Here is a 19,694-nt window from a genome sequence, read left to right on the forward strand (position 1 = left end):
TGCTGGTCAGCCCAGTTTCTTAGTCATGATGAAGTCGGTCTGTTCATCGTCGCCCATAAAGAACGAATGCGAGCCGGTATGGACGAATCCCATCTTTTCATAAAACGCGATGGCATTCAGATTGTGTTCCCAGACCCCCAGCCAGATCAGCTCCTTGCCTTGAACGCGGGCTATTTCGATCGCTTTGTCGATCAGATATTTCCCGAGCCCTCTGCGCTTGAAGGCAGGCCGGATGTAGATCCGCTCCACTTCCAACGAATCAGCATCCAGTTTTTCCGTCAAGGCTGCCTCGACATTGATCTTCATGTAGCCCGCAAGTTCCACCCCGTCATACAGAAAGTAGAAGGTCGAACCTTCAGCCGAAAGTTCCTCCTTCAGCTTTTCCGGATCGTAGGCCTTATCCAGGTAAGCCTGCAGGTCTTCCGGCGTGTTGTGGGCCGCGAAAGTGTCCGTGAACGTTTCGATGCCGATTGCTTGAAGATCCGCCAAATCTTCGCTTCTGCATTTTTTCAGTGTGATTGCCATATATGATGCACTCCTTATTATTGCTTCAGTAGTTTCTTTTGTTGCCTTTTTTCACGTATTCCCAATCGCCTTCGACGTTTTTCCTGACCTTTTGGAGCAGACCGAGGAGAAGCGCTGATTCATCTTCCGATAAACCCTGCAGCGCCACCCGTTCCGAGTGCTCATTTTCTCTGCTGATGTTCGGGGAGATTTCGTTCCCTTTTTCAGTCGGGAAAATGCGTTTGATCTTTCTGTTTGCGGAGTCGATTCTCTTTTCTATGAAGCCATTCGCTTCCAGTTTTTTGATGGCGCGCGAAGCCGTCGTGCGGTCGACTTTGATCATTTCCGCCAGTTTTTCCTGGATGATGCCCGGATTTTCGCAGATCCGGATGAGGTACAAGTACTGCCCCCTCGTCAGGTCGAACTCCTTGAACTCAATATTCGCGATCGAATCCAAAGCCCTGGCGATCATGCCGATTTCACGGAGAATTTCCGCCATACAACCCACCTGCCTTCTTCAGGAAATTTAAATTAATCATAACGGGTTTTTGTTGCATTTGCAACAAAAACCCTAAAGAAATAGAGATGTGGTGCTCCGAATGTCGGATATTTCCAAGTTATCCGACAATGAGCGGCACGTTCGCTCTCAATTTGTCGGATATTCCAAGTCATCCGACAATTATGACCATATTTGCTCTCCGTTTGTCGGATTCTTCCAGTTTATCCGACAACGCTCGCTGTCCCAGCGAATAACAAGGTGCCTCGGATGAAACTGGCACACAAAAAAGAGCTGGAACAAATGTCCCAACCCTAGCCTTTCAGCATCCCGTCGTAATGGTCTACTTTGCCTTTCATTTGCGCCAAGGTCTCCTGCAGTCCGAAAATTTTCTCTTCCAACAGGTCGCACTCGTCGACCCACAGATCCCGCCTGGCCTGAACGGTATGGAAGCCTTCGCCACACAGACGCACATAATCGATCAACGGTTCGATCGACACCCCCGCAGATCGCACCTCCATCATGAAATCCAGCCACTTCAGATCCTCATCCGAATACTCCCGGATGCCGCCTTTGACCCGTTTCACGGGCGGGATCAGCCCGATCCGTTCATAATAACGCAAACCATCAAGTGAAATATTCTTCTCTTTGCTGACTTGAGCGATTTTCATCTTTATCCCCTACGCTTTCAGCTTTCTTCCGGAGCGACTTCATTCAGGCAATTCAGCGCCGTCAATGTCCGCGGATACCCGATGAACGGCAACAATACTGTGATTGTATCCAATAACTTTTGCTTATCATTGCCGATGCGGAGGTTGTTGCGGATATGTCCCTTCATTTGCGGCTCAGCTCCGCCCATCGAAGCCAGCATGGTAAAGATCAGCAGTTCCCGTTCCTGGATCGATAACCCGCTGCGCGTAAAGAAATCGCCGAAACAGTTATCCGCCAAAAAAGTGGCAAAATGCTTCTGGTTCTGCGGCATCGTGTCCAACATTTTATCCACAGTGTTCCCCGCAGCTTCGCGGACAATTTCCAATCCCTTCTCAAAACGGTTTTCGACAGTCGTTGTGGATTGGCCCTCCAACGGCAGCGTAATCCCTCTTTCCTCCAACACTTCATTTGCCGCATGCAGGAAATCGAACACTTTCCCCAAGCCGGCATAAGGGACGGCCTGATAGACGATCTCCTTCAGCTCTATCGGCGTGACGGCTACATTCAAAGAACCCTTCGCCATCGCTTTGAACTCGTTCACGCATTGCATGGCGATCAAAGCAGCCAACAGCACTTTCTGCCTTTCCTTCACATCCAAACTGGTGCATTGCAGCACTTCATCAAACGCGAAATTATCAAAAACTTCAATAAATTCCGGATCCTTTTCAGCCAATATCGACACGTGCCCGGGAAACAGTTCATCATGGTTCTTTTTGGCAGTTTCGCTCATTTTCATCTTCCATTCCTCCTATTTCATATTTTTGTTACCCCCAGTTTAAATCCTGAAGTGGACTCCAAGTCAACCGTTACAGCAGCTATTGAATAATATTTTTTTATTCGGCATAAAACACTTGTCTTGGAGTTTACTCCAACACTTACACTAGGGTTATTATAAAAATAAAACATTTGGAGGCGCTATCATGGAATATTTAAAATTAGGGAATACCGGTATGGAAGTCTCAAAACTCTGTCTGGGTTGCATGGGCTTCGGGGAAACGGAACGCGGTCGGGAAAAATGGTCGATAGGTGAAGCGGAAAGCCGCGAAGTCATCAAAAAAGCTTTGGACTCCGGAATCAATTTCTTCGATACTGCAAACTTGTACTCAGCTGGATCCAGCGAAGAGATCGTAGGCAAGGCTTTGAAGGATTTCGCCAACCGCGATGAAATCGTCTTGGCTTCCAAATTATATTTCCCGATGTTCGACGGACCGAATGCGAAAGGCTTGTCACGCAAAAGCATCTTCGCCGAAATCGATCACTCTTTGAAAAGATTGCAGACCAATTATCTGGACCTGTACATCATCCACCGCTGGGATTACGGCACACCTATCGAAGAGACGATGGAAGCACTGCACGATTTGGTGAAAATGGGGAAAGTGCGTTATATCGGAGCCTCTTCCATGCATGCTTGGCAATTTGCCAAAGCCCAATTCATCGCCGAGAAGAACGGCTGGACGAAATTTGTTTCCATGCAGAACCTGTACAATCTTCTCTACCGGGAAGAAGAACGCGAAATGATCCCTTTACTGCAGGACCAAAAAGTGGCGATGACGCCTTGGAGCCCGTTGGCGGGAGGAAGATTGACGAGGGATATCGGTGCCGTCACAGCCCGCACCAGCCAATCCGTACAAGCTGATCTGCCTGCTTACGTTGTGGCTTCCAACAATGAAGTCATCTCGAGGGTCCATAAATTAGCGGACGAGCGCGGCATCACCCGCGGACAAGTCGCGACAGCTTGGATGCTGAGCAAAGACTACGTCACCTCCCCACTGATCGGCGCGACGAAAGTGAAATATCTGGATGATGCCTTGGGTGCATTCGAAATTGCATTGAGCGCAGCAGAGATCAAGTACTTGGAAGAAGCTTATGTTCCGAGGAATATCTCAGGGTACAGATAGGGAATTTTATCAATACAAAAAACAACGCCCAGAGAGATCAGCTTTCTGGGCGTTATTGCTTTATGCTGATTGTCTGATTGAAATTCAAGTACATTTTATTTTACACTTCTAAAGGAAGTTCCCCGTCGGAAATGCTGATAAATAATGGGTGTTCATTATATCTATCATTGGGATAATGAAGCGAGAAATTCCAAGTGCCGTCCATCTTTTGAAAAATCATACCATGACCGCCATTTTCAATGAGGAGCTTGCTTTCATGTTTCCAGGGCCCTTGAATTTTTCCAGATTCAGAATAGGCCACACCTACTGAATAACCTTTCCCCGCCCAACTGGACCACAACATTACTAAATTGCTATTTTTTGCTTTGAATAAACTTGGGCCATCGGAAAAATATGCTTCGCCATCAATACCAAATTCAGACTTAGCGAATGGAACTGGAAGTGCCCACTTTGCATCGTTAGCAGCGAATAGTTTAAAAGGATCTCCAATAGTGGATTCCCAATCATCGGAGAGTTGGATGGCGCACATATCGCCAGTTATTGTATCCTGCAACGTATTCGAATAAACCAAATACCCATATCCATGCTCTTCATAAATCGTTCCATCAATACATTCTCGATCTGAGGAGGTCAATTGGGAACAATAATGAAAGGGACCTAATGGCGAATCAGCTTTTAATAGATTCACTGATTTCTTTCTGTTTTCTGCTCCTAATGTAGCTACCAGATAGAAACTCCCCTCTTTGTGATAGCATTCGGGTGCCCAATAACTTTGATCTGCCCAGAAATTCTCTTCTTTACGGAATATTTCAAAGGGCCCTTCCCAATTGTCTAAATCAGCACTGACGTAGCAATCAAATCCATCCATTTCACCCCAACAACTTTTACTCCGTGTTTCGTAAAGATAATATTTGTCTTCATGCAACAAAACATAAGGGTCTCTGATGATAATCTCTTCAGTTTTCATGTGTGGCCTTCCTTCATACAGATTTAAGTATCCGATAAAATTCATCTTTGATGCTCCATATACAATCAATCGATATACTTATATTGTAATCGCATTCAACTCATGTGATAATGTTTATTTTAGAGGATAATCCGACAAAATTAGTCATTATTCGTTACAGAAGTTAAGAAATGAGTGATCTGCGGTGAAGAAAAGTATTTACACACCTTATTGTTTTGTTCAAGATTATTTGACTGAGTATTTTTTAGAGTTTGAAAAGAATACGGAAGTTGTTAAAGCAATTCAATCTATATATATGGCAAATAAAACATCTACAATTCCGTTTACACCAGATTTTTCTAGTTGGGACGTATCCGATAGCGAGCAGTTAGTGCATATTTTTTCAGAAAACACTATTGATATCTCGCCGATCATCCGTGATCCAAAAAGATTGACAACAAATGTATCTGAGGACTACTTCATTTTCTCTGACAGGGATGCAAAAATATTGCTTCATTTTTATAATGAAGCAGCTCACACTCATAGTCATAATTATTTCGAAATAAACTATGTTTTAAAAGGTAGTATGAAATTTGAATGTGTCGGAGAAACCAGAACAATGAGTGAAGGCGAACTGTGTATCATTGCTCCCGAAACAAACCACACTATAGAAGCAGATGATCAAAGTATCATAATCTGTATAGTAATCAAAAAAAGTACATTCCACACTTCATTTTTTGATATCTTACGTTATGATAGCCTACTGTCTCAATTCTTTCACAATAGTTTATACACTTCCAATAAAAATTACTTGCTGTTTATAGTTCCTCCTAGTGAGAAATTTTGCGAGATCATCAAGAATATTTTTATTGAATCCCACTCCAATGAACCGAATGCAAATGCCGTTTGCTGCAGCTACATCAATATATTTTTGAATGAAGTGTTACGAAATTTTAGCAATACCTATTTGTACTTCAAACCAACAAACACGATTTCATCGCAAATCACCCCCATATTGGCATACATTAAAAATAACTACCAATCGGTATCGTTGCAATTTCTAGCTGAAAAATTCAACTATGATGCGGCATACTTAGGCAAACAGATAAAAAGATTGACGGGATCTTCCTATAATGAAATTGTAAACAAGTATAAAGTGGATAATGCAGTGCTATTACTGAAGTATTCTGAGAAAAAAATATCAGAAATTAGCGAATCCGTCGGATACAACTCTACTGACCATTTCTCTCGCTGTTTCAAAGATGAATTTAATCTTTCACCCATACAATACCGAAAAAAAATACAATCAAATTTTGAAAATGATGATTACTCTCATTAAAGTACAAAAAAAAGATACATCAAACGTCCGAAAACGTTGATGTATCAAATATACCGGCGGCCGGGGTCGAACCGGCACGCCCTTGCGGGCACTGGATTTTGAGTCCAGCGCGTCTGCCAATTCCGCCACGCCGGCATGATATGAAGAATGCAATTTTCCATCTTACTCATGGAAAGGCGGTAACCGGATTTGAACCGGTGATAGAGGTTTTGCAGACCTGTGCCTTACCACTTGGCTATACCGCCGAGGTGTTACTATTTAAAAAAACTGGGCTAGCTGGATTCGAACCAACGAATGACAGAGTCAAAGTCTGTTGCCTTACCGCTTGGCGATAGCCCAATAAGAGGGCGACTGATGGGAATTGAACCCACGAATGCCGGATCCACAAACCGGTGCGTTAACCACTTCGCCACAATCGCCATAATATAATGTTGATACAGGGGTAGTAGGACTTGAACCCACACCGACGGTTTTGGAGACCGTTGTTCTACCTTTAAACTATACCCCTATTCAGAGTAAGCTTTTAAAAAATGGAGGGAGGCAGATTCGAACTGCCGAACCCGAAAGAGCGGATTTACAGTCCGCCGCGTTTAGCCACTTCGCTATCCCTCCATCATATAAAAAATGGTCCGAGACGGATTCGAACCGCCGACACCTTGAGCTTCAATCAAGTGCTCTACCAACTGAGCTATCAGACCAAAATATTAAGAAAAGCGGAACGGGTTCATTCAGCCTGAAAGAATTTTAGGAAATCGTTCCGTATGAGCATCGTAGATCACAATAGGTACGATTTATCTAAATTCCGAAGGGCTAACCCGTGAAGCTAGACATCTTGTAAGAAGTATAGCACACTTTTCAGAAAGTAAAACGGCTCCGACGGGATTTGAACCCGCGATCTCCTGCGTGACAGGCAGGCATGTTGACCCCTACACCACGGAACCAATGGAGGTTGACGGGATCGAACCGCCGACATTCTGCTTGTAAGGCAGACGCTCTCCCAGCTGAGCTAAACCTCCATAATGCTGGAAACAATGATCCGTACGGGAATCGAACCCGTGTTACCGCCGTGAAAGGGCGGTGTCTTAACCGCTTGACCAACGGACCATAAGGTTGAAAATATTATTAAGATGAAGATTGATTGGATGGAGCTGAGCTCCATTCATATCCTGTCCGCTAAGCAGCTAGCGCCGCAACAGTTAGGATGATGATCCGTACGGGAATCGAACCCGTGTTACCGCCGTGAAAGGGCGGTGTCTTAACCGCTTGACCAACGGACCGTAAGGTTGAAAATATTGTTAAGATGGAGATTGATTGATTGGAACTGACGTCCATTGGTATCCTGTCAGTTAAACAGCTAGCGCCGCAACAGTTAGGATGATGATCCGTACGGGAATCGAACCCGTGTTACCGCCGTGAAAGGGCGGTGTCTTAACCGCTTGACCAACGGACCATAAGATTGAAAATAAATAATGCAATGGAGGTTGACGGGATCGAACCGCCGACATTCTGCTTGTAAGGCAGACGCTCTCCCAGCTGAGCTAAACCTCCATAATACTGGAAATAATGATCCGTACGGGAATCGAACCCGTGTTACCGCCGTGAAAGGGCGGTGTCTTAACCGCTTGACCAACGGACCATGCTTTTATTCTTTGCGATAAAGCTACGGAGAAGGAGGGATTTGAACCCTCGCGCCGCGTTAACGACCTACACCCTTAGCAGGGGCGCCTCTTCAGCCACTTGAGTACTTCCCCTTAAAAGAGAACTCCACTATCTGTATGCTTTATCAATGGGCCTAAATGGACTCGAACCATCGACCTCACGCTTATCAGGCGTGCGCTCTAACCAGCTGAGCTATAGGCCCTTCTTAAAAAAAGCGGGTGAGGAGAATCGAACTCCCGACATCAGCTTGGAAGGCTGGGGTTTTACCACTAAACTACACCCGCATGGCGGCTCCGACGGGATTTGAACCCGCGATCTCCTGCGTGACAGGCAGGCATGTTGACCCCTACACCACGGAACCATGCGTTAAAAAGAAAACAATTGCGGGGACAGGACTTGAACCTGTGACCTCCGGGTTATGAGCCCGGCGAGCTGCCAACTGCTCCACCCCGCGATAATAAGGAAACACTGTGAGCTTACGCTCAAGTGTTTCATGTCTGTAATGTCGCTAAAGCGCCAACAGCCATGACAATACAATGGCCTGAGGCCACTAAAGGAGGATAAGGGATTCGAACCCTTGCGCGCTTTTACACGCCTGACGGTTTTCAAGACCGTTCCCTTCAGCCGGACTTGGGTAATCCTCCATAAGCTGATAAGTTTTTCATGGACCTTGCAGGACTCGAACCTGCGACCGGACGGTTATGAGCCGTCTGCTCTAACCAACTGAGCTAAAGGTCCGAAGCAAGGTATAATAGCGGCGAAGGGGGTCGAACCCATGACCTTCCGGGTATGAACCGGATGCTCTAGCCATCTGAGCTACACCGCCAAAATGAAAAATGGAGCCTAGCGGGATCGAACCGCTGACCTCCTGCGTGCAAGGCAGGCGCTCTCCCAGCTGAGCTAAGGCCCCGTGAAGATTTTTAAATCGGGAAGACAGGATTCGAACCTGCGACCCCTTGGTCCCAAACCAAGTGCTCTACCAAGCTGAGCTACTTCCCGTTTGAAAAATATTAAAAAATGCACCCAACAGGAGTCGAACCTGTAACCGCTTGATTCGTAGTCAAGTACTCTATCCAATTGAGCTATGGGTGCCTAAATGCCGAGAATCGGAATCGAACCGATACGGTGATCACTCACCGCAGGATTTTAAGTCCTGTGCGTCTGCCAGTTCCGCCACCCCGGCATGTTACTGTTTGTTGCAATCATAAGGTCTGGCATAGTCCTTATGAAAGCGGAAGACGGGGTTCGAACCCGCGACCCCCACCTTGGCAAGGTGATGTTCTACCACTGAACTACTTCCGCGAATGGTGCCGGCTAAAGGATTCGAACCCTCGACCCTCTGATTACAAATCAGATGCTCTACCAACTGAGCTAAGCCGGCGTATTAAATTATGCGGGTGAAGGGACTTGAACCCCCACGCCTTGCGGCGCTAGATCCTAAATCTAGTGCGTCTGCCAATTCCGCCACACCCGCAAATGAGTTATGCAGGGCTCGAACCTGCGACCCTCTGATTAAAAGTCAGATGCTCTACCAACTGAGCTAATAACTCATCTTAAGAAAAAACTCCGCAAGTAGGACTCGAACCTACGACATCATGATTAACAGTCATGCGCTACTACCAACTGAGCTATTGCGGAATAATTCTGTATACAAAAAAAAGCGCGGCAACGTCCTACTCTCACAAAGGGAAACCCTTCACTACAATCGGCGCTAAGAAGCTTAACTTCTGTGTTCGAGATGGGAACAGGTGTGACCTTCTTGCCATCGTCACCGCACATTTTTCAAGAGAACGTTGTTCTCTCAAAACTGAATCTACAAAATTAAAGGGAACCCGAAAACACCGCTTGAGTTTTCTTCTTTTTAAAAATTGGTTAAGTCCTCGACCGATTAGTATTGGTCCGCTCCATACATCGCTGTACTTCCACTCCCAACCTATCTACCTGATCATCTCTCAGGGGTCTTACTCACTTAAAGTGATGGGAAATCTCATCTTGAGGGGGGCTTCACGCTTAGATGCTTTCAGCGTTTATCCCGTCCACACATAGCTACCCAGCGATGCTCTTGGCAGAACAACTGGTACACCAGCGGTGTGTCCATCCCGGTCCTCTCGTACTAAGGACAGCTCCTCTCAAATTTCCAACGCCCGCGACGGATAGGGACCGAACTGTCTCACGACGTTCTGAACCCAGCTCGCGTACCGCTTTAATGGGCGAACAGCCCAACCCTTGGGACCGACTACAGCCCCAGGATGCGATGAGCCGACATCGAGGTGCCAAACCTCCCCGTCGATGTGAACTCTTGGGGGAGATAAGCCTGTTATCCCCAGGGTAGCTTTTATCCGTTGAGCGATGGCCCTTCCATGCGGAACCACCGGATCACTAAGCCCGACTTTCGTCCCTGCTCGACTTGTAGGTCTCGCAGTCAAGCTCCCTTCTGCCTTTACACTCTACGAATGATTTCCAACCATTCTGAGGGAACCTTTGGGCGCCTCCGTTACATTTTTGGAGGCGACCGCCCCAGTCAAACTGCCCGTCTGACACTGTCTCCCTGCTCGCTAAGAGCAGCGGGTTAGAGTGGTCATATCACAAGGGTAGTATCCCACCGTTGCCTCCTCCGAGACTGGCGTCCCGGTATCATTGGCTCCTACCTATCCTGTACATGTGATACAAACACGCAATATCAAACTGCAGTAAAGCTCCATGGGGTCTTTCCGTCCTGTCGCGGGTAACCAGCATCTTCACTGGTACTATAATTTCACCGAGTCTCTCGTTGAGACAGTGCCCAAATCGTTACGCCTTTCGTGCGGGTCGGAACTTACCCGACAAGGAATTTCGCTACCTTAGGACCGTTATAGTTACGGCCGCCGTTTACTGGGGCTTCAATTCAAAGCTTCGCTTGCGCTAACCTCTCCTCTTAACCTTCCAGCACCGGGCAGGCGTCAGCCCCTATACGTCATCTTTCGATTTTGCAGAGACCTGTGTTTTTGATAAACAGTCGCTTGGGCCTATTCACTGCGGCTGACCTTGCGGTCAGCACCCCTTCTCCCGAAGTTACGGGGTCATTTTGCCGAGTTCCTTAACGAGAGTTCTCTCGCACACCTTAGGATTCTCTCCTCAACTACCTGTGTCGGTTTGCGGTACGGGCAGTTACTTTCTCACTAGAAGCTTTTCTTGGCAGTGTGACATCAGGAACTTCGCTACTAAATTTCGCTCCCCATCACAACTTGTCCTTGAGAGAAAAAGCATTTCACTCGTTCTCAGACTTGTTGCTTGGACACACATTTCCGATCGTGTGCATTCCTTAGCCTCCTGCGTCCCTCCATCGCTCAAACAAAAGCAACTGGTACAGGAATATCAACCTGTTGTCCATCGCCTACGCCTATCGGCCTCAGCTTAGGTCCCGACTAACCCTGGGAGGACGAGCCTTCCCCAGGAAACCTTAGTTATTCGGTGGACGGGATTCTCACCCGTCTTGCGCTACTCATACCGGCATTCTCACTTCTAAGCGCTCCACCAGTCCTCACGATCTGGCTTCGATGCCCTTAGAACGCTCTCCTACCACGGAACCCGAAGGTTCCATCCACAGCTTCGGTGATCTGTTTAGCCCCGGTAAATTTTCGGCGCAGGGTCACTCGACTAGTGAGCTATTACGCACTCTTTAAATGATGGCTGCTTCTGAGCCAACATCCTAGTTGTCTGTGCAACCCCACATCCTTTTCCACTTAACAGATACTTTGGGACCTTAGCTGGTGGTCTGGGCTGTTTCCCTTTTGACTACGGATCTTATCACTCGCAGTCTGACTCCCGGATCTAAATCAATGGCATTCGGAGTTTATCTGAATTCGGTAACCCGAGAAGGGCCCCTAGTCCAAACAGTGCTCTACCTCCATGATTCGCATATCCGAGGCTAGCCCTAAAGCTATTTCGGAGAGAACCAGCTATCTCCAAGTTCGATTGGAATTTCTCCGCTACCCACACCTCATCCCCGCACTTTTCAACGTGCGTGGGTTCGGTCCTCCAGTGCGTATTACCGCACCTTCAACCTGGACATGGGTAGGTCACTTGGTTTCGGGTCTACGACCTCATACTTATTCGCCCTATTCAGACTCGCTTTCGCTGCGGCTCCGTTTTTTCAACTTAACCTTGCATGAAATCGTAACTCGCCGGTCCATTCTACAAAAGGTACGCCATCACCCATTAACGGGCTTTGACTACTTGTAGGCACACGGTTTCAGGTACTGTTTCACTCCCCTTCCGGGGTGCTTTTCACCTTTCCCTCACGGTACTGGTTCACTATCGGTCACTAGGGAGTATTTAGCCTTGGGAGATGGTCCTCCCGGATTCCGACGGAATTTCTCGTGTTCCGCCGTACTCAGGATACTGGTAGAGCTGATTTGGATTTCGCATACGGGGCTATTACCCTATGTTGCGCAACTTTCCAGTTGGCTTCTGCTATCCATTGCAGTCTCATGTCCCAGTCCTACAACCCCAAAGAGCAAGCTCTTTGGTTTGGGCTTTTCCCGTTTCGCTCGCCGCTACTAAGGGAATCGAATTTTCTTTCTCTTCCTGCAGGTAATGAGATGTTTCAGTTCCCTGCGTGTTCCTCGATACACCTATGTATTCAGTGTAACGTAATATCCTATCAAAGATATTGGGTTGCCCCATTCGGAAATCTCCGGATCAAAGCTTACTTACAGCTCCCCGGAGCATATCGGTGTTAGTCCCGTCCTTCATCGGCTCCTAGTGCCTAGGCATCCACCGTGCGCCCTTATTCACTTAACCTATGGTTAAGCTCGCCATTGCTGGCTTGCTAACTTATTTCGTTAAAAACTCATTTAAGTTAACTTAAAACGCGGTAAAATGTTTAGGTTTCTTACTTTATTTTTGTAGTATTCAGTTTTCAAAGAACAAATTTTCTTGCTTGAGAGATTGATCTCTCAAAACTGAACAAAGAATGATTGAACCAAGCAAGGATTCCATTATATTCCTTAGAAAGGAGGTGATCCAGCCGCACCTTCCGATACGGCTACCTTGTTACGACTTCACCCCAATCATCTGTCCCACCTTAGGCGGCTGGCTCCAAAAAGGTTACCTCACCGACTTCGGGTGTTACAAACTCTCGTGGTGTGACGGGCGGTGTGTACAAGACCCGGGAACGTATTCACCGCGGCGTGCTGATCCGCGATTACTAGCGATTCCGGCTTCATGCAGGCGAGTTGCAGCCTGCAATCCGAACTGAGAATGGCTTTAAGAGATTCGCTTGACCTCGCGGTCTTGCTGCTCGTTGTACCATCCATTGTAGCACGTGTGTAGCCCAGGTCATAAGGGGCATGATGATTTGACGTCATCCCCACCTTCCTCCGGTTTGTCACCGGCAGTCTCATTAGAGTGCCCAACTGAATGCTGGCAACTAACAATAGGGGTTGCGCTCGTTGCGGGACTTAACCCAACATCTCACGACACGAGCTGACGACAACCATGCACCACCTGTCACTTTGTCCCCGAAGGGAAAGTCCTATCTCTAGGATTGTCAAAGGATGTCAAGACCTGGTAAGGTTCTTCGCGTTGCTTCGAATTAAACCACATGCTCCACCGCTTGTGCGGGTCCCCGTCAATTCCTTTGAGTTTCAGCCTTGCGGCCGTACTCCCCAGGCGGAGTGCTTAATGCGTTAGCTGCAGCACTGAAGGGTGGAAACCCTCCAACACTTAGCACTCATCGTTTACGGCGTGGACTACCAGGGTATCTAATCCTGTTTGCTCCCCACGCTTTCGAGCCTCAGCGTCAGTTACAGACCAGAGAGTCGCCTTCGCCACTGGTGTTCCTCCATATATCTACGCATTTCACCGCTACACATGGAATTCCACTCTCCTCTTCTGCACTCAAGTTCCCCAGTTTCCAATGACCTTCCACGGTTGAGCCGTGGGCTTTCACATCAGACTTAAGGAACCGCCTGCGCTCGCTTTACGCCCAATAAATCCGGACAACGCTTGCCACCTACGTATTACCGCGGCTGCTGGCACGTAGTTAGCCGTGGCTTTCTGGTCAGATACCGTCAAGGCCGGAGCAGTTACTCTCCGACTTGTTCTTCTCTGACAACAGAGTTTTACGATCCGAAAACCTTCTTCACTCACGCGGCGTTGCTCCGTCAGACTTTCGTCCATTGCGGAAGATTCCCTACTGCTGCCTCCCGTAGGAGTTTGGGCCGTGTCTCAGTCCCAATGTGGCCGATCACCCTCTCAGGTCGGCTACGTATCATCGTCTTGGTGAGCCATTACCTCACCAACTAACTAATACGCCGCGGGTCCATCCATAAGCGACAGCACAAAGGCCGTCTTTCCTTTCCCGATCATGCGATCAAGAAAACTATGCGGTATTAGCACCCGTTTCCGGATGTTATCCCCCTCTTATGGGCAGGTTACCCACGTGTTACTCACCCGTCCGCCACTATCTTCTCAGCGGAAGCAAGCTTCCATAGAAAAGACCGTTCGACTTGCATGTATTAGGCACGCCGCCAGCGTTCGTCCTGAGCCAGGATCAAACTCTCATGTAAATGTGGACTCTTGTACAGAAATCCTACATGTAAAAGCTGATAGCTCTTAATTTCTTGCTGACTTTATGTTTGCGATACTACGTATCGTCTTCGTTTGCTTCGACCGAAGTCTAAGCTCCTTGCACATTTGGTTCGTTCATTCTTTATTCAGTTTTCAAAGGTCAATCTTGTATCACGTGTTACGTGATTGCTTATTCATAATATCACGGCTCCGACTCTCCGTCAAGCCTTTTCTGAAAGTTTTTCAGAAGCAATATCAGCTTGCAGATGCGTGGATCAGCAACTTTTATATAATATCACGCTTTAAATCGCATGTCAACAATTTTTTCAAATCATTTCAAAGCCGATTCTGGCGGACAACTTCTATATACTATCATCGCAGCCGAATGCTGTCAACGATTTTTTCAGCTTATTTCTGACTGATTACTAATTATTCAAAAATTAAGGCTCTGAGCAGTCTCTTCTGCTGGCATTAATTCTCATTCCATTATATAGTAGACTTTAATATTGGATAGCCACATTTAAGGGCAGAAAGTGAGTGTAGTGATTGGATAAAAAAATTATTTTTTTGGATATTGATGGTACTTTGGTGACCGATGATGGCTGGGTTCCCGCATCCGCTGCGGATGCATGCAGACAAGCCCGCTTGAATGGACACGAGATTTATTTATGCACCGGCCGGTCAAAACCGGAAATCTATGATTTCATTATGGAAATCGGCTTTGACGGCATCATCGGCGCTGGCGGCGGCTTTGTTGAGCTGAATGATGGAATGTTGTACCACAAAACGGTCCCAGCCAGCGAAGTCAGGCGGATGGTGGATTTCTTCAATCAGCATAGCGTTGACTTTTACTTGGAATCAAACGGCGGGCTGTTCGCCAGCAAGAATTTTCTGCCGCATGTGGAACGCTGCATTTACGGCGATATCGCTAACGATCCAGATGCCCGCAGACGCAAAGAAGAACAGCCTCACCCCTTCATTGAGGGATTGATCTACGGGGAAGAGGATTTGTATAAATCCGATGTCAATAAGGCTTGTTTCCTTCAGAGCGACAAACTTTCATTCGCACAGATCAAGGCGGAATTCGAAAATGCTTTTGATACGATACAGTGCACCGTGCCTCAATTTGGGGATGACAGCGGCGAACTGATGGTACCAGGCGTACACAAAGCGACTGCAATCGACGCGTTATTGACACACCTGAACTTACCCAAAGAGCGGACGATCGCGATTGGAGACGGCTTGAATGATTTGGAGATGTTCGACTATTGTGCGGTGGGCATCGCTATGGGGAATGCCAAGGAAGAATTGAAGGCTGTCGCGGATCATGTCACGAGTTCGGTGGATGAAGATGGCCTTCATCAGGCATTCCGTACTTTCGGGCTCATCTGATAACCGAACCAAATAATCTTATATATTTTATTAAACTATCTTCATAGTTTCTTCATACTTGAGTTTTAATATAAGTGTAGGCCAATCACAAACAATCTTTTTTTCAATTTCTTTACTCCTCCAAAGTAAAGAGCAACTCCTTTAGGGCTGCCTGATAACTTCAGGCAGCTTTTTTTTGCTATATCTTAATTTTTTCGCCATTCCATGATACTATATGAAGTAATACCTCGCTGGATACGAGCTCTGCAACACATAAAAAAACTATTCTTTCTATAGATGAAAAAAATCAAATCGTAAACGGGGATGTGCACATGGAACCTATTCGCAACAAAATATTGGACCGCAAAAGGATCGTCATCAAAATCGGCACAAGTTCTTTGATGCTGGCCGATGGATCCGTCAACTACCAAACTTTCGACAGGCTTGCTTATGTCTTGACTGTTTTGCGCAATCAAGGCAAAGAAATTGTCTTGGTGTCATCCGGCGCAATCGGAGTCGGGCTCAACCGCCTGAACCTGCCGCATCGTCCGAAAACCATCCCGGAACAACAAGCCGTCGCTTCTGTGGGGCAATCCGAGCTGATGAACCTCTACACCCGCTTTTTCTCGCACTATAACCAAATCGTGGGGCAAATACTCATGACCTTGGATATCGTGCAGTTCCCGGAAAGCCGCAGGAATGCCGTAAACGCCTTCGAACAGTTGTTGAAAATGGGCATCATCCCGATCGTGAATGAGAATGACGCTGTCTCCGTTGAAGAACTGGATCACTTGACCAAATTCGGGGATAACGATCGCCTTTCTGCAACCGTTGCGGAGATCATCTCCGCTGACCTGCTGATCATGCTTTCCGATGTCCCAGGTTTTTATGATAAAAATCCGATGGCGCATCCGGATGCCGTCCTCTTCCACACCATTCATGCCGTCACGGCCAAGGAAATGGCTTTGGCTGGCGGGAACGGTTCGAAATTCGGGACCGGCGGCATGGCAACCAAATTGAAGGCTGCCGAACAAATACTGAAGAATAAGCAGCAGATGGTATTGACGCAAGCCACCGACCCGACCGTACTATTCGATATACTGGCTGGAAAAGAAATAGGAACCTATTTTGTGAGAGAAGACAAGTAGAGGAGGATATTCGATGAACAGTTTATTGCAAGAAATGGGCATTGCCGCAAAAGCCGCAGCCAACAGCCTGAGGAAAGCCTCAACCAAACAAAAGAACGAGGGACTTTTGGCCATGGAAGCCGCCCTTTACACGCATCAAGATGCTATCCTGACTGCAAACGCGAAGGACATCGCAGCTGCCGCGGCCAATGGTTTGCCGACGCCGATGATCGAACGTTTGACTTTGAACCCGCAACGGATCAAAGGGATGGCGGACAGTTTTAAGGAAATCGCACAACTGCCTGATCCGGTCGGCTATGTCGAAGAAATGACGAAATCAGCCGATGGTTTGACGATAGGCAAGCAACGTGTTCCGCTTGGCGTTATCGGAATCATTTACGAATCGCGCCCAAACGTCACGGCGGATGCGAGTGCCCTTTGCTTTAAATCCGGGAATGCTGTCATCCTGCGCGGTGGAAAAGAGGCCTTGGAATCCAACAAAGCCATCATGACCGCATTGCAGTCCGGCCTCGCGGACGCCGGCTTCGCCAAGGAAACGCTGCAACTGATCCCTGATCCGTCCCGCGAATTGGCCAGCGAATTCATGAAAATGAATGGCTATCTGGATTGCCTGATCCCTCGTGGTGGAGCCGGCCTGATCCAGAACGTACTGAAAAACGCGACAGTGCCAGTCATCGAAACAGGCGTCGGAAATTGCCACTTGTACATCGATAAAGATGCCGAATTAGAAATGGCTACGCGCATTCTGGTGAATGCGAAATGTTCCCGCCCTTCCGTCTGCAATTCCATCGAGACGCTTGTTGTCCACGAAGCAATCGCGAATGCTTTCCTGCCTGTTTTCGCGGAAGCTTTGGCGCCTTATAAAGTGGAATTGCGCGGCGATGCGAAGACTTGCAGCATCCTGTCTGAAGCTGTTCCAGCAACAGAAGAAGATTTCGCTGCCGAATTCTCAGATTTCATTTTGGCAGTCAAAGTGGTTTCCTCCTATGACGATGCCATCGCGCATATCCAAAAATACAGCACAGGCCATTCCGAAGTGATCGTCACCGATCATTACCAAACGGCACAGAACTTCCTGAACGATATCGATGCAGCGGCAGTCTACATCAACGCCTCTTCTCGTTTCACGGACGGCGGTTGTTTCGGCTTCGGTGGAGAAATCGGCATCAGTACGCAAAAACTCCATGCCCGTGGACCGATGGGATTGAAGGAATTGACTTCCTACAAATACATCATCTACGGCGAAGGCCAAATCAGAGCCTAAAAGGGATCCTCATCAAAAATATTTAGAGCCGGGACACCGTTCCCGGCTTTTTCTGTCCAGAATGCAAAAACCGGCTACCGGAGAAAGAAGGGTTCCAACCATGCAAAAGAAGATTGCAGTAATCGGTGGAGGCATCGTAGGCGCCACCGCCAGTTACTACTTGGCAAAAGCCGGCCACAGCGTCAGCGTGTTCGACAGCGGCACAGGCCAAGCAACAGCCGCGGCGGCAGGGATCATTTGCCCTTGGCTGTCCAGACGCCGCAACAAAAAATGGTACCGCCTCGTCTCAGAAGGCGCGGCTTTTTATGACAAGCTGCTGGCCGACTTGGCTTCCGACGGCTTGAAGACGGATGCCTACGCACGCTGCGGCGCCCTGATCCTGGGACAATCCGACAAATACATCCAGGAGGTCCACGACCGTGCACGGGAACGGTGCGAGCAGGCGCCTCTGATCGGCAGCATTGCCATCCTGAAGGGAGCCGAACTCCAAAAGTCCTTCCCAGTCCTCACCAACGTCGAACAAGCCCTTTACGTAGGCGGTGGTGCCCGCGTGGACGGTCGGGAATTGACGAAGACCTTGCTGCAGGCAACAACCCAATACGGAGGCACTATTCACAAAGAATCCGCCTCCCTCACCAAGGATAACGACGGCACCTTGTCCATCCTGACACCGGACGGACCGCACAGTTTCGATGCGATCATCCTGGCAGCCGGCGCCTGGTTGCCCCAAATCCTCCAGCCGCTTGGGTATACGGTCGATGTCCGGGGCCAGAAGGGGCAACTGGTCGTCCTCCAAACCGAAGACAACGATCCCCAAAACTACCCGGTCATCATGCCCCAAGGCGAAATCGACCTGCTTCCGTTCGGCCATGGGAAAACAGTCATCGGCGCAAGCCATGAGAACGACAAAGGCTATGACCTGCAGCCTGATGCTTCCGTCACGGATCCGATGCTGGAACAAGCCTACACTTGGCTCCCTCATCTGAAAGATGCGGCAACCACAGAAATCCGTGTCGGCACGAGGGCGTATACTTCAGACTTCAGCCCCTTCTTCGGCAGCGTACCGGGTCTGGACAACTGCTTCGCGGCAAGCGGGCTCGGCTCATCCGGACTGACTTCCGGCCCGCTGATTGGCTATTTGTTGGCCGAATTGGCGCAAGGCAAAGAAAGCAGCTTACCAACCCAGGATTATCCGATCGCCGCCTACGTCAAACTGGTCGGTCGCTAGAAAAAAATAGAAATATTATCCTCTGAAGCTTGTATTTTTTGCTATCTCAATGCACTCGGAATATAATTATCTTAAACGGAGGTGGAAAATATGTGGAAAGAATTTAAAACATTCATCATGCGTGGGAACGTGCTTGATCTTGCAGTCGGGGTTGTCATCGGGGGTGCATTTACAGCAATCGTCAATTCATTAGTAAAAGATATCATCACACCGATCATCGTAGCCCTAACAGGCAACGCAGATTTGACGGGACTCTCCTTCAAAATCGGACAAGCAGACTTCACGTACGGTAATTTCCTGCAAGCCTTAATGAACTTCTTGCTGATTGCACTTGTCCTCTTCCTGATGATCAAGGTAATCAACAAACTCAAACGCAAAATGCCTGAGGAAGAACCAGTGGAAGTTGAAGCAGAAGTACCGGTTGTTGAACTTTATCTGAAAGAAATCCGTGATTTGATGGTTGATCAGAACAAAAAAGCCGAATAAGAGCGGAGTGAGCGTTGGATGATCGAGCATCCAACGTTTTTTTGTCCCAAAACAGACATGCAAAGATATGTTCAAAGTAAATAGTCTGATTT

12 protein-coding genes, 31 tRNA genes and 3 rRNA genes are annotated in these 19,694 nt (G+C 47.9%); 7 read left to right on the forward strand and 39 right to left on the reverse strand.

What is annotated here, in order from left to right; translation table 11 throughout:
* Window positions 1–6: 6 nt before the first annotated feature.
* From ACKPBX_RS06450 to ACKPBX_RS06465, 4 genes are all read right to left on the reverse strand, one after another.
* Window positions 7–525 (reverse strand): spermidine/spermine N(1)-acetyltransferase, encoded by a 519-nt coding sequence (locus tag ACKPBX_RS06450; protein ID WP_319996339.1) that lies wholly within the window; start codon window positions 523–525, stop codon window positions 7–9.
* A 25-nt stretch (window positions 526–550) separates the two neighbouring features.
* Window positions 551–1,003, reverse strand: a complete 453-nt coding sequence (locus ACKPBX_RS06455; protein ID WP_319996340.1) for a MarR family winged helix-turn-helix transcriptional regulator — start codon at window positions 1,001–1,003, stop codon at window positions 551–553.
* A gap of 311 nt (window positions 1,004–1,314) precedes the next feature.
* Window positions 1,315–1,671 (reverse strand): MerR family transcriptional regulator, encoded by a 357-nt coding sequence (locus ACKPBX_RS06460; protein WP_319996341.1) that lies wholly within the window; start codon window positions 1,669–1,671, stop codon window positions 1,315–1,317.
* A 17-nt stretch (window positions 1,672–1,688) separates the two neighbouring features.
* On the reverse strand, window positions 1,689–2,447 hold the full coding sequence (locus ACKPBX_RS06465) for a carboxymuconolactone decarboxylase family protein (RefSeq protein WP_319996342.1): 759 nt from the start codon (window positions 2,445–2,447) through the stop codon (window positions 1,689–1,691).
* 184 nt (window positions 2,448–2,631) lie between these two features.
* On the opposite strand from ACKPBX_RS06465, the gene ACKPBX_RS06470 reads away from it, so the two are divergent.
* Window positions 2,632–3,609: an aldo/keto reductase gene (locus tag ACKPBX_RS06470; protein ID WP_319996343.1), complete on the forward strand. Its 978-nt coding sequence runs from the start codon at window positions 2,632–2,634 to the stop codon at window positions 3,607–3,609.
* A 100-nt stretch (window positions 3,610–3,709) separates the two neighbouring features.
* Here ACKPBX_RS06470 and ACKPBX_RS06475 read toward each other — a convergent pair whose 3' ends face one another.
* Complete coding sequence (locus tag ACKPBX_RS06475; protein ID WP_319996344.1) at window positions 3,710–4,576, reverse strand: glycoside hydrolase family 43 protein; 867 nt, start codon at window positions 4,574–4,576, stop codon at window positions 3,710–3,712.
* Window positions 4,577–4,760: 184 nt separating this feature from the next.
* On the opposite strand from ACKPBX_RS06475, the gene ACKPBX_RS06480 reads away from it, so the two are divergent.
* The gene (locus ACKPBX_RS06480; RefSeq protein WP_319996345.1) at window positions 4,761–5,894 is read left to right on the forward strand and encodes a helix-turn-helix domain-containing protein; all 1,134 of its coding nucleotides are present in this window, start codon (window positions 4,761–4,763) and stop codon (window positions 5,892–5,894) included.
* A 51-nt stretch (window positions 5,895–5,945) separates the two neighbouring features.
* Here the strand turns inward: ACKPBX_RS06480 and ACKPBX_RS06485 are convergent.
* From ACKPBX_RS06485 to ACKPBX_RS06650, 34 genes are all read right to left on the reverse strand, one after another.
* Window positions 5,946–6,029, reverse strand: a tRNA-Leu gene (locus tag ACKPBX_RS06485).
* Between the two features lie 39 nt (window positions 6,030–6,068).
* Window positions 6,069–6,139 (reverse strand) — tRNA-Cys (locus tag ACKPBX_RS06490).
* A 22-nt stretch (window positions 6,140–6,161) separates the two neighbouring features.
* Window positions 6,162–6,233 (reverse strand) — tRNA-Gln (locus ACKPBX_RS06495).
* A gap of 7 nt (window positions 6,234–6,240) precedes the next feature.
* A tRNA-His gene (locus ACKPBX_RS06500) sits at window positions 6,241–6,313 on the reverse strand.
* 18 nt (window positions 6,314–6,331) lie between these two features.
* Window positions 6,332–6,402, reverse strand: a tRNA-Trp gene (locus ACKPBX_RS06505).
* 23 nt (window positions 6,403–6,425) lie between these two features.
* Window positions 6,426–6,506, reverse strand: a tRNA-Tyr gene (locus ACKPBX_RS06510).
* A 13-nt stretch (window positions 6,507–6,519) separates the two neighbouring features.
* A tRNA-Phe gene (locus ACKPBX_RS06515) sits at window positions 6,520–6,592 on the reverse strand.
* Between the two features lie 170 nt (window positions 6,593–6,762).
* Window positions 6,763–6,835, reverse strand: a tRNA-Asp gene (locus ACKPBX_RS06520).
* A gap of 2 nt (window positions 6,836–6,837) precedes the next feature.
* Window positions 6,838–6,910, reverse strand: a tRNA-Val gene (locus ACKPBX_RS06525).
* Between the two features lie 16 nt (window positions 6,911–6,926).
* Window positions 6,927–6,998, reverse strand: a tRNA-Glu gene (locus tag ACKPBX_RS06530).
* 101 nt (window positions 6,999–7,099) lie between these two features.
* Window positions 7,100–7,171: transfer RNA gene (locus ACKPBX_RS06535), tRNA-Glu, on the reverse strand.
* Between the two features lie 101 nt (window positions 7,172–7,272).
* Window positions 7,273–7,344, reverse strand: a tRNA-Glu gene (locus tag ACKPBX_RS06540).
* Between the two features lie 25 nt (window positions 7,345–7,369).
* Window positions 7,370–7,442, reverse strand: a tRNA-Val gene (locus ACKPBX_RS06545).
* A gap of 16 nt (window positions 7,443–7,458) precedes the next feature.
* A tRNA-Glu gene (locus ACKPBX_RS06550) sits at window positions 7,459–7,530 on the reverse strand.
* 27 nt (window positions 7,531–7,557) lie between these two features.
* A tRNA-Ser gene (locus ACKPBX_RS06555) sits at window positions 7,558–7,645 on the reverse strand.
* A 36-nt stretch (window positions 7,646–7,681) separates the two neighbouring features.
* Window positions 7,682–7,755 (reverse strand) — tRNA-Ile (locus ACKPBX_RS06560).
* A gap of 11 nt (window positions 7,756–7,766) precedes the next feature.
* Window positions 7,767–7,837: transfer RNA gene (locus ACKPBX_RS06565), tRNA-Gly, on the reverse strand.
* Window position 7,838: 1 nt separating this feature from the next.
* A tRNA-Asp gene (locus ACKPBX_RS06570) sits at window positions 7,839–7,914 on the reverse strand.
* A gap of 20 nt (window positions 7,915–7,934) precedes the next feature.
* Window positions 7,935–8,007: transfer RNA gene (locus ACKPBX_RS06575), tRNA-Met, on the reverse strand.
* Between the two features lie 100 nt (window positions 8,008–8,107).
* A tRNA-Ser gene (locus tag ACKPBX_RS06580) sits at window positions 8,108–8,197 on the reverse strand.
* Between the two features lie 20 nt (window positions 8,198–8,217).
* Window positions 8,218–8,291 (reverse strand) — tRNA-Ile (locus tag ACKPBX_RS06585).
* A gap of 14 nt (window positions 8,292–8,305) precedes the next feature.
* Window positions 8,306–8,379: transfer RNA gene (locus tag ACKPBX_RS06590), tRNA-Met, on the reverse strand.
* Between the two features lie 11 nt (window positions 8,380–8,390).
* Window positions 8,391–8,463: transfer RNA gene (locus ACKPBX_RS06595), tRNA-Ala, on the reverse strand.
* 15 nt (window positions 8,464–8,478) lie between these two features.
* Window positions 8,479–8,552, reverse strand: a tRNA-Pro gene (locus ACKPBX_RS06600).
* Between the two features lie 19 nt (window positions 8,553–8,571).
* Window positions 8,572–8,645, reverse strand: a tRNA-Arg gene (locus tag ACKPBX_RS06605).
* Between the two features lie 5 nt (window positions 8,646–8,650).
* Window positions 8,651–8,736, reverse strand: a tRNA-Leu gene (locus tag ACKPBX_RS06610).
* Between the two features lie 47 nt (window positions 8,737–8,783).
* Window positions 8,784–8,855: transfer RNA gene (locus tag ACKPBX_RS06615), tRNA-Gly, on the reverse strand.
* Between the two features lie 3 nt (window positions 8,856–8,858).
* A tRNA-Thr gene (locus ACKPBX_RS06620) sits at window positions 8,859–8,934 on the reverse strand.
* Window positions 8,935–8,945: 11 nt separating this feature from the next.
* Window positions 8,946–9,027, reverse strand: a tRNA-Leu gene (locus ACKPBX_RS06625).
* A gap of 3 nt (window positions 9,028–9,030) precedes the next feature.
* Window positions 9,031–9,103: transfer RNA gene (locus ACKPBX_RS06630), tRNA-Lys, on the reverse strand.
* A 14-nt stretch (window positions 9,104–9,117) separates the two neighbouring features.
* Window positions 9,118–9,191 (reverse strand) — tRNA-Asn (locus tag ACKPBX_RS06635).
* A 22-nt stretch (window positions 9,192–9,213) separates the two neighbouring features.
* Window positions 9,214–9,329 (reverse strand): 5S ribosomal RNA (gene rrf / locus ACKPBX_RS06640).
* 92 nt (window positions 9,330–9,421) lie between these two features.
* Window positions 9,422–12,335: ribosomal RNA gene (locus tag ACKPBX_RS06645) — 23S ribosomal RNA — on the reverse strand.
* Window positions 12,336–12,545: 210 nt separating this feature from the next.
* Window positions 12,546–14,104: ribosomal RNA gene (locus ACKPBX_RS06650) — 16S ribosomal RNA — on the reverse strand.
* The 16S, 23S and 5S rRNA genes sit together here with 31 tRNA genes alongside, the layout of an rRNA operon.
* A gap of 547 nt (window positions 14,105–14,651) precedes the next feature.
* Here ACKPBX_RS06650 and ACKPBX_RS06655 point away from each other — a divergent pair.
* The 5 genes from ACKPBX_RS06655 to mscL all read left to right on the forward strand — a co-directional run bounded on the left by ACKPBX_RS06655 (window position 14,652) and on the right by mscL (window position 19,602).
* A complete protein-coding gene (locus ACKPBX_RS06655) occupies window positions 14,652–15,497 on the forward strand; it encodes a Cof-type HAD-IIB family hydrolase (protein WP_319996346.1) in 846 nt (281 codons plus the stop codon).
* Between the two features lie 320 nt (window positions 15,498–15,817).
* Window positions 15,818–16,624, forward strand: a complete 807-nt coding sequence (gene proB, locus ACKPBX_RS06660; protein WP_407702590.1) for a glutamate 5-kinase — start codon at window positions 15,818–15,820, stop codon at window positions 16,622–16,624.
* Window positions 16,625–16,637: 13 nt separating this feature from the next.
* The gene (locus tag ACKPBX_RS06665) at window positions 16,638–17,888 is read left to right on the forward strand and encodes a glutamate-5-semialdehyde dehydrogenase (protein WP_319996348.1); all 1,251 of its coding nucleotides are present in this window, start codon (window positions 16,638–16,640) and stop codon (window positions 17,886–17,888) included.
* A gap of 100 nt (window positions 17,889–17,988) precedes the next feature.
* On the forward strand, window positions 17,989–19,116 hold the full coding sequence (locus ACKPBX_RS06670; RefSeq protein WP_319996349.1) for an NAD(P)/FAD-dependent oxidoreductase: 1,128 nt from the start codon (window positions 17,989–17,991) through the stop codon (window positions 19,114–19,116).
* A gap of 90 nt (window positions 19,117–19,206) precedes the next feature.
* Window positions 19,207–19,602: a large conductance mechanosensitive channel protein MscL gene (gene mscL, locus ACKPBX_RS06675; protein ID WP_319996350.1), complete on the forward strand. Its 396-nt coding sequence runs from the start codon at window positions 19,207–19,209 to the stop codon at window positions 19,600–19,602.
* Window positions 19,603–19,694 lie beyond the last annotated feature (92 nt).

Origin of the sequence: Trichococcus shcherbakoviae (assembly GCF_963666195.1) — a bacterium.
Taxonomy (GTDB): Bacteria; Bacillota; Bacilli; order Lactobacillales; family Aerococcaceae; genus Trichococcus; species Trichococcus shcherbakoviae.